9 protein-coding genes are annotated in these 14891 nt (G+C 74.2%); 8 read left to right on the top strand and 1 reads right to left on the bottom strand.

The window, feature by feature from the left end:
* Positions 1–52 precede the first annotated feature (52 nt).
* The 6 genes from ACWEV0_RS21330 to nudC all read left to right on the top strand — a co-directional run bounded on the left by ACWEV0_RS21330 (position 53) and on the right by nudC (position 11508).
* Positions 53–3508 (top strand): ATP-dependent helicase, encoded by a 3456-nt coding sequence (locus tag ACWEV0_RS21330; RefSeq protein ID WP_453150934.1) that lies wholly within the window; start codon positions 53–55, stop codon positions 3506–3508.
* Positions 3509–3640: 132 nt separating this feature from the next.
* Positions 3641–4462, top strand: a complete 822-nt coding sequence (locus tag ACWEV0_RS21325) for a hypothetical protein (RefSeq protein ID WP_453150933.1) — start codon at positions 3641–3643, stop codon at positions 4460–4462.
* A gap of 251 nt (positions 4463–4713) precedes the next feature.
* Positions 4714–5532 (top strand): hypothetical protein, encoded by an 819-nt coding sequence (locus ACWEV0_RS21320; protein WP_453150932.1) that lies wholly within the window; start codon positions 4714–4716, stop codon positions 5530–5532.
* A gap of 51 nt (positions 5533–5583) precedes the next feature.
* Entirely contained in the window at positions 5584–9090 is a 3507-nt protein-coding gene (locus ACWEV0_RS21315; protein ID WP_453150931.1) for a UvrD-helicase domain-containing protein, read from the top strand.
* Between the two features lie 10 nt (positions 9091–9100).
* Positions 9101–10522, top strand: coding sequence for a dipeptidase (locus tag ACWEV0_RS21310; RefSeq protein ID WP_453150930.1), 1422 nt, complete (start codon positions 9101–9103; stop codon positions 10520–10522).
* A 44-nt stretch (positions 10523–10566) separates the two neighbouring features.
* Entirely contained in the window at positions 10567–11508 is a 942-nt protein-coding gene (nudC, locus tag ACWEV0_RS21305) for an NAD(+) diphosphatase (protein WP_453150929.1), read from the top strand.
* 138 nt (positions 11509–11646) lie between these two features.
* On the opposite strand, the gene ACWEV0_RS21300 is transcribed toward nudC, so the two are convergent.
* Entirely contained in the window at positions 11647–11904 is a 258-nt protein-coding gene (locus tag ACWEV0_RS21300) for a mycoredoxin (protein WP_403792351.1), read from the bottom strand.
* A gap of 170 nt (positions 11905–12074) precedes the next feature.
* On the opposite strand from ACWEV0_RS21300, the gene ACWEV0_RS21295 reads away from it, so the two are divergent.
* A complete protein-coding gene (locus ACWEV0_RS21295; RefSeq protein ID WP_453150927.1) occupies positions 12075–14258 on the top strand; it encodes an ATP-dependent DNA helicase UvrD2 in 2184 nt (727 codons plus the stop codon).
* 171 nt (positions 14259–14429) lie between these two features.
* Positions 14430–14777 (top strand): hypothetical protein, encoded by a 348-nt coding sequence (locus ACWEV0_RS21290; protein WP_403792347.1) that lies wholly within the window; start codon positions 14430–14432, stop codon positions 14775–14777.
* Positions 14778–14891: the final 114 nt, after the last annotated feature.

The raw sequence follows: 14891 nt of genomic DNA, 5'->3' as shown, positions 1-14891 counted from the left end.
TCGCGTTTCCGCGCACCTCCACTCCGCAGACCCAGCAGGACCGGCGACCCACGTGACTTCCTCCTCCACCCTCGCGTCGACGCGGGGACCCGGTGCGTACCGGCTGGTGCGGGCTGTCCCGGCGCCGGCCCGGCCCCCTGTGCTTGACGCAGGTCAGCGGGCGGTGGTTGAGCACGCGGAAGGACCGCTTCTGGTCCTCGCCGGACCCGGCACCGGGAAGACGACGACGCTGGTCGAGGCGGTCGCGGCGCGCATGGAGCGGGGCGCGGACCCGGAGCGGCTGCTCGTCCTCACCTTCAGCCGCAAGGCCGCCGTGGAGCTCCGCGACCGGATGGCGGCCCGGCTCGGCGGCCGGCGCCCGCCGCAGGCCACCACCTTCCACTCGTACTGCTACGCCCTCGTCCGCGCCCACCAGGACGCCGACCTCTTCGCCGAACCGCTGCGGCTGCTCTCCGGCCCCGAACAGGACCTGGCCGTGCGCGAGCTGCTCGCCGGGCAGATCGACCTGGAGAAGGCCGGACTCGGCAAGGTCGGCTGGCCCGACGAACTGCGCGCCTGCCTGACCACCCGCGGCTTCGCCGACGAGGTCCGCGCCGTCATCGCCCGCTCCCGCGAGCTGGGCCTCGGGCCCGGCGCGCTCGACGCCTTCGCCCGCCGGGTCGGCCGGCCCGACTGGCGCGCCGCGGCCGGCTTCCTCGCCGAGTACCTGGACGTCATGGACCTGCAGGGCGTCGTCGACTACACCGAGCTCGTGCAGCGGGCCGTACGGCTCACCGAGTCGGCGGCACCGGGGACGCTGCCCGCGTACGACGCGATCTTCGTCGACGAGTACCAGGACACCGACCCGGCCCAGGTCCGCCTGCTGCGCGGGCTGACCGCGGGGTCGGTGGTCGCCTTCGGCGACCCCGACCAGTCGATCTACGCGTTCCGCGGCGCCGACGTCAACGGCATCCTCGACTTCCCCGCCACCTTCGGCGGCGGCGTCCGCGTCCTCGGCACCTCCCGCCGCTCCGGCGCGGAGCTGCTCGCCGCCACCCGCCTCCTCACCGCGCGCATGCCGCTGCCCCGCCTCCCCGCCGACCGCGTCCGCGCCCACCGTGCGCTCGCCCCGGTCCGCGAGGGCGGCCGCGCCGAGGTCTACACGTACCCGACCCCGTCCACCGAGACCGACAACATCGCCGACCTCCTCCGCCGCGCCCACCTCGAAGACGGCCTCCCCTGGCACACCATGGCCGTCCTCACCCGCTCCGCCACCCCCCTCCCCGTCCTCCGCCGCGCCCTGACCTCGGCAGGCGTCCCGGTGGAGACGGACGCGGCGGACATCCCGCTGCGCCACGAGCCCGCGGTGGCGGCGCTGCTGCTCGCCCTGCGGGCGGTGGCGGGTGGCACGGGCACGCCGGAGCATGCTGGGGCCCCGGCCGACGGCCCGCGCGACTCGCGCGGCGCGAGTGACGACGCCGAAGGTGCGGGCCGGGCGACCGTGGAAGCGGGGGGCGTGTCCGGCGGCGTCGCGGCCGCCGGGGACTTGCCTGACGGGGCCGTGGGCTCCGGCCAGGAGGACGCTGTGGCTCCGGCCGGCGACTCGCGCGGCGCGAGTGACGACGCCGAAGGCGCCGGGGACGCCGCGCCCGTCTGGCTGGACACCGAGACCGCCGTCGCGCTGCTCGCCTCGCCCCTCGCCGGGATGGACCCCGCCGACCTGCGCCGCCTCGGACGGGCGCTGCGGGACGAGGAGCGGGCCGGGGGGAACAAGGTGCCGGCGCCGTCGGACGTGCTGCTCGCGCGGGCGCTGGCCGAGCCGGAGCGGCTGGTGGCGCACGACCAGGCGTACGCGCGCGGGGCACGGCGGCTGGGCGAGTTGCTGCGGGCCGCGCGGCACACGCTGGCAGGCGGCGGCACCGCCGAGGAGGCGTTGTGGCTGCTGTGGGACGGCACGCCGTGGCCCGGGCGGCTCGAACGGGCCTCGTTGCGCGGCGGCCCGGCGGGCCGGAACGCCGACCGGGATCTCGACGCCGTGTGCGCGCTGTTCGAGACGGCCGCCCGCGCCGAGGACCGGGTCGGCGGCCGTGGCGCGCTCAACTTCCTGGAGGAGCTCGACGCCCAGGACATCGCGGCGGACACGCTCACCCGCCGCCACACCCGCCCCGACGCCGTACGCCTGATGACGGCGCACCGGGCCAAGGGCCTGGAATGGGACCTGGTCGTCGTCGCGGGCGTACAGGAGGGCGTCTGGCCCGACCTGCGGCGCCGCGGCTCGCTCCTGGAGGCCGACCGGATCGGGCGGGACGGCCTCGCCGAGCCGCTGACGCCCGGAGCGCTGCTCGCCGAGGAGCGCCGGCTGTTCTACGTGGCGGCCACCCGCGCCCGCGAGCGTCTCGTCGTCACCGCCGTCAAGGCGCCCGCCGAGGACGGTGACCAGCCCTCCCGCTTCCTCACCGAACTCGGCGTCGAGCCGAAGGAGGTCACGGGCCGCCCCCGCCGCCCCCTCGCCGTCTCCGCGCTCGTCGCCGAACTGCGCGCGACCACCGTCGACCCCGACGCCTCGCCGGAGCTGCGCGCCGCCGCCGCCGAGCGGCTCGCCGCCCTCGCCGCGCTCGCGGACGAGGACGGCAACCCGCTCGTCCCCGCGGCCCACCCGGACCGCTGGTGGGGACTCGCCGAGCCGACCCGCAGCGAGGCCCCGCTGCGGGATCGCGACCGCCCGGTCGCGCTGTCCGGCTCCGCGCTCGACCAGCTGGCCAACACCTGCGCGCTCCAGTGGTTCCTGGGCCGCGAGGTCAAGGCGGACGCCCCGGCCACCGCCGCCCAGGGCTTCGGCAACGTCGTCCACGTCCTCGCCGACGAGGTCGCCTCCGGCCGTACCCCCGCCGACCTCGACGTCCTCATGGCCCGCCTGGACTCCGTCTGGGACGCGCTCGCCTTCGACGCGCCCTGGAAGTCCGCGCAGGAGAAGGAGAACGCCCGGATCGCCCTGGAACGCTTCCTCCACTGGCACGTCCTGAACCGGGGCGCGGGCCGCACGCCCGCCGCGACCGAGCACGACTTCGACGTGACCCTGGAGGCAGGCGCGTACCAGGTCCGCATCCGCGGCTCCATGGACCGCGTCGAGACCGACGAGCACGGCCGCGCCTACGTCGTCGACTTCAAGACCGGAAAGTCCGCGCCCACCAAGGACGAGGTCGCCCGCCACCCGCAGCTCGCCGTCTACCAGCTCGCCGTCCGCGAGGGCGCCGTCGACGAGGTCTTCGGCGGCCGCACCCCCGAACCCGGCGGCGCCGAACTCGTCCACCTCCGCCAGGCCGCGCCCAAGAAGGAGGGCGGCGACGCGCTCCCGAAGGTCCAGGCCCAGGAGCCGCTGTCCGGCGAGTGGGTCGGCGACCTCCTCGCCACCGCCGCCGGCCGCGTCCTCGACGAGCGCTTCACCCCGACCACGGGCCAGCACTGCACCACCTGCGCCTTCCGCGCCTCCTGCAGCGCCCGCCCGGAGGGCCGCCACATCGTCGACTAGCGCCCCGACTAGCGCCCCGTCCCGCGCCTCGACCGGCGTTCGAAGTGACGCGCGCCCTTTCCTCGTACACCTCCTGTCGCATATGACTTAACCCTTCTGTAAAGAAAGCCTGCGAGGAGTACGGGAGTGCGCATGGCCGCAGTACGCATGGCCGCCAGCCGGAAGCCCTGGATCACGGCACTGGTCTGCGCCACCGCCGCCACCGTCGGGGTGACCGGCTGCGCCGCCGGCGCCGCCACCGGGGCGCGGGGCCACCACGCCCCGGCCGCCGCCCCGGACCCGCGCGCCGGCGGCGACGCCGACGCGATCGCCGAGCAGGCCGTCCAGATCACCAAGGAGGCCATCGGCCTGCACGTGATCGGCGGCCCCGACGACGTCCTCCGGGACGGGCTCCGGATCGACGTCGCCGCCGACGAGCGCGGCGTCTGCGCCGGCACGATGGACCGGCAGGGCACCACCGCCGACCTGATCGCGACGGACGGCGCCCTGTTCGTGCGCGCCGAGGAGCCCTTCTGGCGGGCCGCCGTCGCCGCCGGCAAGCACGGGGCCGACGCGGCGGAGACCGAGGCCATGGTCGGCTACCTCAGCCTCCCGGGCCGCTGGCTGAAGGTCGCCGAGGCCGACCGCACCCGGGACCTCGACCTCGACACCGTCTGCGACCTGGACACCCTGCGCGACCGCGTCGACCAGGACCGCTCCGCGCGCACCGGCCTGACCCGGGTCGCCGACGCCAGTGTGAACGGCCAGAAGGCCATCGTGCTCAAGAACCGCACGCTCACGCTGTACGTGGCGAAGGAAGGCGCGCCGTACCTCCTCAGGTCCGTCCGGACCGAAGGCACCAGCCCGGCCGCCACCACCACGTACACCTTCAGCGACCACGGCAAGGCGGTCAACGCAGGCCGGCCGGCCGAGCACGACGTCGTCGACCTGCAGTCCCTGGACGCCGGCTTCTGAGCCCGGAGGCCGGCCGCCTTCCGGCGAGCTGAGCGACCTTGCGTGCTGAGCGACCTTGCGGGCCGAGCGACCTTGCGGGCCGAGCGCCGACCGACCGGGCCGGCCGACTGATCGGGCCGGCCGAGCGACCGAGTAGGCCGACCGACCGCCGATGACCCGGCGGGCCGAGCGGTCGCGCGTGCGCGCCCGCTCCGGCACGCTGGAAGATCGGGGACACGTCCGGGGGGCGGGAGAACCGCGAGGAGGCTCGCATGGCGTCCCACACCAAGCTGCCGAGGCTGCCCAGGCTCCGCGCCGCCGCCGTCACCACCACCCTCTGCGCCGCCCTGGTCGCCGGCGCGGGGCCCGCAGCCCTGGCCGCCGCCCAGGCCCCGCCGCCGCCCGACCCCTTCAAGGGCCTCACCGCCGACCAGATCGCCGACAAGGCGATCACCGCCACCCAGTCGGCGACCTCGGTCCGCCTCGCCGGCCGGGTCGTCTCCGGCGGACAGCCGCTGGACGTCGACTTCTCCGTGAACGACCACCACCAGTGCGCCGGCGTGGTCAAACTCCAGGGCGGCGCCGCCGAGCTGCGGCAGACCGGCACCGTCACGTACATGAAGGGCGACGAGGCGTTCTGGCGCGCCTCCATGACCTCCCAGGGGATGCCCGAACCGCAGATCGAGGCCACGATCGAGCTGCTCAAGGGCCGCTGGCTGAAGATCCCGGAGGGCCAGCCCGGTACCGAGAACCTGAGCGGCGTCTGCGACCTCAAGGCCCTCCTCGCCGACCTCGGCCGCAACAAGGCCGAGCGCACCGGACTCACCCGCGGCCCGGACGCCCAGGTCAAGGGCACCCCGGTCGCCACCCTCGTGAAGCGGAAGGCCGGCACCACCCCCGGCGAGACCGTCACCACCACCGTGTCCGTGTCCGAGCGCGGAAAGCCGTACATCCTCAGGATGGTCAAGCGGGGCGGCCCCGAGCCCGGCGTCGTGGTCCTCTCCGACTACGACAAGCCCGTGAAGGTCGTCGTCCCGCCCGCCGACCAGACCGTCGACCTGTCCAAGCTGGAGCAGGGCACCCCGGCCTGACCGACGTCCGCCGGGACGGGACTGTCAGCGGGTCCCGTTAGCCTTTTTCGAGTGACCGCACGCATCACCGACCCCGAGCAGCTCAAGGAGCTGCTCGGCATCCCGTTCACCCCGGAGCAGACGGCCTGCATCACCGCGCCGCCCGCCCCGCAGGTCATCGTGGCCGGAGCCGGTTCCGGCAAGACGACGGTGATGGCCGCCCGGGTGGTCTGGCTGGTCGGCACGGGCCAGGTCGCCCCCGAGCAGGTCCTCGGCCTGACCTTCACCAACAAGGCCGCCGGCGAGCTCGCCGAGCGCGTGCGCACCGCCCTCGTCCGCGCCGGCGTCACCGACCCGGATCCCGCCCCCGGCCCGGCGTACGACCCGGCGCACCCGGACGACCCGCCGGGCGAGCCGCGCATCTCCACGTACCACGCCTTCGCCGGCCAGCTCCTCACCGACCACGGTCTGCGCATCGGCCTGGAGCCCACCTCCCGCCTCCTCGCCGACGCCACCCGCTACCAGCTCGCCGCCCGCGTCCTGCGCGAGGCCCCCGGCCCGTACCCCGCGCTCACCCGCTCCTTCCCGACCCTCGTCGGCGACCTCCTCGCCCTCGACGCCGAGCTGGCCGAGCACCTCGTACGGCCCGAGCGCCTCCTCGCGTACGACACCGAGCTGCTGGCCGACCTCGCCGGCGCCAAGCTCACCAACGCCGACCTGCGCAAACTCCCTGAGGCCGGCGCCGCCCGCCGCGAGCTGCTCGACCTCGTCGTGCGCTACCGCGCCGCCAAGCGCTCCCGTGACCTGCTCGACTTCGGCGACCAGATCGCGCTGTCCGCCGAGCTCGCCACCACCCGCCCCGAGGTCGGCGCGATCCTCCGCGACGAGTTCCGGGTCGTGCTCCTCGACGAGTACCAGGACACCTCCGTCGCCCAGCGGCTGCTGCTGTCCGGCCTCTTCGGGCAGGGCACCGGGCACGCCGTCACCGCCGTCGGCGACCCCTGCCAGGCCATCTACGGCTGGCGCGGCGCCTCCGTCGCCAACCTGGACGACTTCCCCGAGCACTTCCCGTACGAGGACGGCCGCCCGGCCACCCGCTTCGCGCTCTCCGAGAACCGCCGCAGCGGCGGCCGCCTCCTCGACCTCGCCAACGGCCTCGCCGCCCCGCTGCGCGCCATGCACGAGGGCGTCGAGGCGCTGCGGCCCGCGCCCGGCGCCGAGCGCGACGGCAGCGTGCGGATCGCGCTCCTGCCCACCCACGCCGAGGAGCTCGACTGGCTCGCCGACTCCCTCGCCCACCTGGTCCGCACCGGCACCCCGCCGGGCGAGATCGCCGTCCTGTGCCGCACGGCCACCGACTTCCCCGCGATCCAGGCCGCCCTCGTCGCCCGTGACGTCCCCGTCGAGGTCGTCGGCCTCTCCGGCCTGCTGCACCTGCCGGAGATCGCCGACCTCGTCGCCGTCTGCGAGGTCCTCCAGGACCCGGGCGCCAACGCCTCCCTCGTCCGCCTGCTCACCGGCCCCCGCTGGCGCATCGGCCCGCGCGACCTCGCCCTCCTCGGCCGCCGCGCCCGGCTCCTGGTGCACCGGCCGGGGGAGGAGGCCGCCGACGCCGACCAGCGGCTCGCCGCCGCCGTGGAGGGCGTCGACCCGGCCGAGGTGGTCTCCCTCGCCGACGCGCTCGACACCTTCCTCGACTCGGGGAGAGGACCGGACGGCGGCGAGGACGACGGCCTGCCGTTCTCCGCCGAGGCCCGGGTCCGCTTCGCCCGCCTCGCCGCCGAGCTGCGCTCGCTGCGCACCTCGCTTGCCGACCCGCTGATGGACGTGCTGCACCGGGTCCTCGCCGCCACCGGACTTGAGGTCGAGCTGTCGGCCTCCCCGCACGCCCTCGCCGCCCGCCGCCGCGAGACCCTCGGCAACTTCCTCGACATCGCCGCCGGCTTCGCCTCCCTCGACGGCGAGGCCACCCTGCTCGCCTTCCTCGGCTTCCTGCGCACCGCCGCGCAGTACGAGAAGGGCCTGGACAACGCGCTCCCCGGCGGCGAGGACACCGTCAAGGTGATGACCGCCCACAAGTCCAAGGGCCTGGAGTGGGACGTCGTCGCCGTGCCCGGCCTGGTCACCGGCCAGTTCCCGTCCACCCGCGCCCGCGAGTCCTGGACCGCCCAGCCCCAGGTCCTCCCGCACGCCCTGCGCGGCGACGCGGCGACCCTGCCCGCGCTCGACGCATGGACCCCGGCCGCCATGAAGTCCTTCAAGGAGGACCTCCGCGACCACCAGCACACCGAGGAGCTCCGCCTCGGCTACGTGACCTTCACCCGCCCCCGCTCCCTCCTCCTGGGCTCCGCACACTGGTGGGGCCCCTCCCAGAAGAAGCCCCGCGGCCCGTCGGACTTCCTCCAGGCCCTCTACGACCACTGCGCCGCCGGCCACGGCGAGATCGAGGCATGGGCGGACGAGCCGGAGGAGGGCGAGGCGAACCCGGTCCTGGCAGCGGAGACGAGAGACCAGACCTGGCCGCTGCCCTTGGACAAGGAGTCCTTGGAGAGGCGTCGGGAAGCGGCTGCGGCCGTGCTGAACCGTTTGTGGGCAAATGTCCCGCAGGGTGATGGGGGTACCCCCGCGACGGCGGTGCCCGTTCCCCAGGACCCCGACCCCGAGGACCTCTGGCTCCCCGAGGAGCTCGACTGGGACGAAGAGGGCCGCCACGCGGACGTCCCGGCTCCCCGGGCGGAGGCGCAACCGGCTCTCACCCCCGAGGACGCCAGAACGATCGCCTCCTGGGACCGCGATCTCACCTCCCTCACCGCCGAGCTCCACCGCACCCGCGCCACCACCCGTGACGTCCTGCTGCCCGCGTACCTGTCCGCCTCCCAGGTGCTGCGGCTCGCCGCCGACCCCGACGGCTTCGCCAAGGAGCTGGCGCGGCCGATGCCCAAGCCGCCGCAGCCGGCGGCCCGGCGCGGCACGCGGTTCCACGCGTGGGTGGAGTCGCGGTTCGACGAGCTGCCGCTGCCGATGCTGGGCCCGGACGAGCTGCCCGGCGGCGAGGAGTTCGCGGGGGAGCCAGAGATCCTCGACGAGCGGGACCTGGAGGCGCTGAAGGAGGCGTTCGACCGCACCCCGTACGCCCGCCGCGTCCCGTACAAGGTCGAGATACCCGTCCATCTCTCGCTCGCGGGCCGGGTGGTCCGGGGCCGGATCGACGCCGTCTACCGGGACGCGGAGACCGGCACGTACGAGATCGTCGACTGGAAGACCAGCCGGCTGCGCAACGCCGCCCCGCTCCAGCTGGCGATCTACCGCCTCGCCTGGGCCGAGCAGCACGGCCTGGACCCGGAGGAGGTGGCCGCCGCGTTCGTGTACGTGCGGACCGGAGAGGTCGTTCGGCCCCGGCGGCTGCCCGGCCGGGCGGAGCTGGAGGCGATCCTGCGCGGGGAGCCCGACGACGGTGAGGCCCCGGACCCCTCGTGGGCTCCCGACTCCTCGTGGGCCCAGGACTCCTCTCGGGCCCCGGAGCCTCCGTGGCCCACGGACCCCCCGGCCGAGGACGGAGCGGCTTTCGGCGCCGGATAGGCTCGGTGGCATGAGCGAGACCCCGGACAACGCCGTCCACGCCGTACAGACCGCTGCCGTGCGCACGTACATCGAGCAGCACCGCGCCGCCTTCCTCGACGACCTCGCGGAGTGGCTGCGGATCCCGTCCGTGTCGGCGCAGCCCGAGCGGGCCGGGGACGTGCGGCGCAGCGCCGGGTGGCTCGCCGCCAAGCTGGCGGACACCGGCTTCACGACGGTCGAGGTGTGGGAGACGGACGGCGCCCCGGCCGTCTTCGCCGACTGGCCGTCCGGCGAGCCGGACGCGCCGACGGTCCTGGTCTACGGGCACCACGACGTGCAGCCCGCCGCCCGCGAGGACGGCTGGCACACGGAGCCGTTCGAGCCGACGCTGGTCGACGGCCGGATGTACGCGCGGGGCGCGGCCGACGACAAGGGCCAGGTCTTCTTCCACACGCTCGGCGTGCGCGCGCACCTCGCCGCGACCGGCCGCACCGCGCCCGCGGTCAACCTCAAGCTGCTGGTGGAGGGCGAGGAGGAGTCGGGTTCGCCGCACTTCCGCGCCCTGGTGGAGAAGCACGCGGACCGGCTCGCCGCCGATCTGGTGATCGTCTCGGACACCGGCATGTGGTCGGAGACCACGCCGACCGTGTGCACCGGCATGCGCGGGGTCGCGGACTGCGAGATCGACCTGTTCGGGCCCGACCAGGACATCCACTCCGGTTCCTTCGGCGGCGCGGTGCCCAACCCGGCGACCGTCGCCGGCCGGATCGTCGCGGCGCTGCACGACGCCGACGAGCGGGTGGCGATCCCGGGCTTCTACGAGGGCGTCACCGAGCTGTCCGAGGCCGAGCGGGCGCTCGTCGCGGAGCTGCCCTTCGACGAGGCCGGCTGGCTGTCCACGGCCAAGTCGCACGGCACCCTCGGCGAGGCCGGCTACTCCACCCTGGAGCGCGTCTGGGCCCGCCCGACGGCCGAGGTCAACGGCATCGGCGGCGGCTACCAGGGCCCCGGCGGCAAGACCATCGTCCCCGCCTCCGCCCATCTGAAGCTGTCGTTCCGGCTCGTCGCCGGCCAGGACCCGGCACGCATCGAGACGGCCGTACGGGAGTGGCTGGCCGGTCTGGTGCCGGCGGGCATCCGGTACGAGATCGTCTTCGGCGCCCCGACCCGGCCCTGCCTCACCCCGCTCGACCACCCGGCCCTCAAGGCCGTGGCCGGCGCGATGAGCCGCGCCTTCGACGGCGCCAAGGTCCGCTACACCCGCGAGGGCGGCTCGGGACCGGCCGCCGACCTCCAGGAGGTACTCGGCACGCCGGTGCTGTTCCTGGGCATCTCGGTCCCCTCGGACGGCTGGCACGCCCCCAACGAGAAGATCGAGCTCGATCTCCTCATGAAGGGCGTCGAGACGACCGCCCACCTGTGGGGCGACCTGCCCTCCGCCGTCCGCTGAGCTTCGCATTCACTGACACCGATCCGGGGGAGTTGGAAGCACCTGTGAGCACCTTGAACAACGCGTTCGCGGACCGCCCGATCTCGCTCACGGCACCGAGCGGGATCGACCGGGCCGCGCACCACCGCCTCGACGAGGCGTGGCTCGCGGCCGCCTGGAGCCACCCGACGACCCGGGTCTTCGTGGTCTCGGGCGGCCAGGTGCTGATCGACGACACGCCCGACGGCCGGACCGAGCTGGTCATGACCCCGGCCTTCGAGGCCCCGCTGACCGAGACGCACCGCTACTTCCTGGGCACGGACGAGGACGGCGTCTCGTACTTCGCGCTGCAGAAGGACAGCCTGCCGGGCCGCATGGACCAGTCCGCGCGGCCGGCCGGGCTGCGCGAGGCGGGGCTGCTGCTGTCGGCGCGGGACGCCGGTCTGATGACGCACGCGGTGGCCCTGGAGAACTGGCAGCGGCTGCACCGCTTCTGTTCGCGCTGCGGCGAGCGCACGGTGGTCGCGGCCGCCGGGCACATCCGGCGCTGCCCGGTGTGCGGCGCCGAGCACTACCCGCGCACCGACCCGGCCGTGATCATGCTGGTCACCGACGACCAGGACCGGGCGCTGCTGGGCCGCCAGGTGCACTGGCCGGAGGGCCGCTTCTCGACGCTCGCGGGCTTCGTCGAGCCGGGCGAGTCCATCGAGCAGTCCGTGGCGCGCGAGGTCTTCGAGGAGGCGGGCGTCACGGTCGGCGAGGTCGAGTACGTGGCCAGCCAGCCGTGGCCGTTCCCGTCCAGCCTGATGCTGGGCTTCCTGGCCCGGGCGACCTCCTCGGAGATCAACGTGGACGGCGAGGAGATCCACGAGGCGCGCTGGTTCTCCCGCGAGGACCTGGCCGAGTGCTTCGAGTCGGGCGAGGTGCTGCCGCCGTACGGGATCTCGATCGCCTCGCGGCTGATCGAGCTCTGGTACGGCAAGCCGCTGCCGAAGCCGGGCGACTGAGACCCGGGCGACCGAGACCCGGGCGACCGAGACCCGGGCAACGGAACCGGAAGCCTGGAAACGGAACCGGAACAGCCCCCTCCCGGGATGTCGGGAGGGGGCTGTTTTCGGCCAGGCGGCCGCCGGTGCCTGCGGCGGTCAGACGGCCAGGGCCTGCTTGACCTGGGCCAGGCTCGGGTTCGGCATGGCGACCTGCTCGGCGCCGGACGCCGGGACCACGACCACGGTCGGGACGAGCTGGTTGCCGTTGTTGACGCTCTCGACGAACTTCGCCGACTCCGGGTCCTGCTCGATGTTGATCTCGGTGTACGCGATGCCCTCGCGGTCCAGCTGGCTCTTCAGCCGGCGGCAGTAGCCGCACCACGTCGTGCTGTACATCGTCACAGTGCCCTGCATGGCCTGGCGCTCCTCGTGTAGGGGTTGCTCGGGGTCGGTGCCGAGAGGAAGAACGTACGCCGTCACCCGGCCATTCCCGGAACGCGGATACCCCGGATTCGTATGACTACCGCCTCACGCCTGTGGACGACGCGCCGCACCGACCCCGCCCGACCTGGCAGCATGGCGGGGTGACAGCAGCAACGCACTCCACTCTCTTCCCGCAGGTCCCGGACTCGGCCGACGCGGTGCTCGACGGGCTCGACCCGGAGCAGCGCGAGGTCGCCCTGGCCCTGAGCGGCCCGGTGTGCGTCCTCGCCGGAGCCGGCACGGGCAAGACGCGGGCCATCACCCACCGCATCGCCTACGGCGTTCGGGCAGGCATACTCGCGCCCGCCAGTGTGCTGGCCGTCACGTTCACCAACCGCGCCGCCGGCGAGATGCGCGGCCGGCTGCGGCAGCTCGGCGCGGGCGGGGTGCAGGCCCGCACGTTCCACTCGGCCGCGCTCCGCCAGCTCCAGTACTTCTGGCCGAAAGCCGTCGGTGGCGAGCTGCCCCGGCTCCTGGAGCGGAAGGTCCAGCTGGTCGCCGAGGCCGCCGCGCGCTGCCGGTTCCGGCTCGACCGCAACGAGCTGCGGGACGTCACCAGCGAGATCGAGTGGGCCAAGGTCACCCAGACCGTCCCCGCCGACTATCCGGCCGCCGTCGCCAAGTCGGTGCGCGACGCCCCGCGCGACCCGGCGGAGATCGGACAGATCTACGCGATGTACGAACAGCTGAAGCGCGAGCGCGACGTGATCGACTTCGAGGACGTGCTGCTGCTCACCGTCGGCATCCTCCAGGACCGGCACGACATCGCCGACCAGATCCGCCGCCAGTACCAGCACTTCGTGGTCGACGAGTACCAGGACGTCTCGCCGCTCCAGCAGCGGCTCCTCGACCTGTGGCTCGGCGACCGGGACAACCTCTGCGTGGTCGGCGACGCGAGCCAGACGATCTACTCCTTCACCGGCGCCACCCCCGACCACCTGCTGAACTTCCGCACCCGCCACCCGCACGCGACCGTGGTCAAGCTGATCCGGGACTACCGCTCCACGCCGCAGGTCGTGCACCTGGCCAATGGGCTGCTGAGCCAGGCCCGCGGCCGGGCCGCCGAGCACCGCCTGGAGCTGGTCTCCCAGCGCGACCCTGGCCCCGAGCCGGTCTACACGGAGTACGCGGACGAGCCCGCCGAGGCCGAGGGCACCGCCCGCCGGATCCGCGACCTCATCGCCGCCGGCGTCCCGGCCGGCGAGATCGCCGTGCTCTACCGGGTCAACGCCCAGTCGGAGGTCTACGAGCAGGCGCTCGCCGACGCCGGCGTGCCCTACCAGCTGCGCGGCGCCGAGCGCTTCTTCGAGCGCCAGGAGGTGCGCGAGGCGGGCGTCGCACTGCGCGGCGCCGCCCGCGCCGGGGGGAACGACGCGCTGCTCGACGACGCCGAGGACCTGCCCGCCCAGGTGCGGGCCGTGCTCTCCACCAAGGGCTGGACGAGCGAGCCGCCGGCCGGCTCCGGTGCCGTCCGGGACCGCTGGGAGTCGCTGGCCGCCCTGGTCCGGCTCGCCGAGGACTTCGCCCGGGCCAAGCCCGGCGCGACCCTCTCCGACCTGGTCGCCGAGCTCGACGAGCGGGCCGCCGCCCAGCACGCCCCCACCGTCCAGGGCGTCACGCTCGCCTCGCTGCACGCGGCCAAGGGTCTGGAGTGGGACGCCGTGTTCCTGGTCGGCCTCACCGAGGGCATGATGCCGATCACGTACGCCAAGACCGACGAGCAGATCGAGGAGGAGCGCCGGCTGCTCTACGTGGGCGTCACCCGGGCCCGGGTCCACCTCTCGCTGTCGTGGGCGCTGTCCCGCTCCCCGGGCGGCCGCGCCTCCCGGCGCCCCACCCGCTTCCTCAAGGGCCTGCGGCCCGGCTCGGGCTCGCCGGCCGCGGCCGGCGCGGTGGGCGGCGGCGGAGGCGTCGAGCGGGGCATCGGCGGTTCCACGCGGCGCAAGCGGCGCGGACCGGTGCTCTGCCGGGTCTGCGGCGCCACGCTCACCGAGGCCGGCGAGATGAAGCTGATGCGCTGCGAGGACTGCCCCTCGGACATGGACGAGGCGCTGTACGAGCGGCTGCGGGAGTGGCGCGCGGAGCAGGCCCGCGCGCTCGGCCAGCCGGCCTATTGCGTGTTCACCGACAAGACGCTGATGGCGATCGCCGAGCAGCTGCCGGGCTCCGGCGGCGAGCTCGCGGCGATCCCCGGCGTGGGCGCCCGCAAGCTGGACCGGTTCGGGACCGATGTTCTCGCCATCTGCGCAGGTGGAGAGCCTGGCGGAAGTGACGACGAGGTCTGAGGAAAACTCGTCGGAAAAATAGTTTGCGCCCGCCCCGTCAAGCCCCATAGGTTCTTAACCACGGAAACAGCGGCTTCTTGGAAGCCCTGTCTTCGTGCTGTACTTGTCCAAATAAACATGAGGGTCCGGCTCACCCCGAGCCCTCCGAGACGCCGAAGGGAGGCGATTCCAGTGATCAGCATCAAGAACATCAAGACCAGCACCGCCAAAATGACCGATCTCTCGGTCGTCGCCTCCGCATGCTCGCTCGGCCTCTCCGCCTTCGCGTCCTCCAGCCTCCGTGGCACCGGTCTGTCCGGCGCCGGACTGCCTCTTGGCATGTCCGGTCTGCTGATGGATCGCCCGGAGCGCAATGAGCGACCGACCAAGGCACTGGAAGCAGGAGTAGTGGGCAAGGCCCAGGCCACGGCCTATGGCTTTGCGGCCATCGCGACCGGTGCCGGTATCCAGCAGCAGACGACGCAGCACCACACGATGTGGGCCTTCCGTGGGCTCGAACCCTGGAGTGATCCAGCCTGATCGACGATCAGGCCGGCGCCTTCAGGGCCGCGGAACCCCACCAGGGATCCGCGGCCCTTCTGTTTGTCCCCGAACGGGGACGACGGAGCGAAGGGGCCTCGGGACCAGCAGCGA

The organism is Streptomyces sp. NPDC003943 (assembly GCF_053605265.1).
Note: the sequence above shows the minus strand (reverse complement) of the source record. Positions and strands in the feature narration are given on the sequence as shown.

Bases quoted from the DNA above. Each gene is read 5' to 3' on its own strand.
- ACWEV0_RS21325 (WP_453150933.1), top strand. From the start codon at position 3,641: ATGGCCGCAGTACGCATGGCCGCCAGCCGGAAGCCCTGGATCACGGCA.
- ACWEV0_RS21320 (WP_453150932.1), top strand. From the start codon at position 4,714: ATGGCGTCCCACACCAAGCTGCCGAGGCTGCCCAGGCTCCGCGCCGCC.
- ACWEV0_RS21310 (WP_453150930.1), top strand. From the start codon at position 9,101: ATGAGCGAGACCCCGGACAACGCCGTCCACGCCGTACAGACCGCTGCC.
- ACWEV0_RS21300 (WP_403792351.1), bottom strand. From the start codon at position 11,904: ATGCAGGGCACTGTGACGATGTACAGCACGACGTGGTGCGGCTACTGC.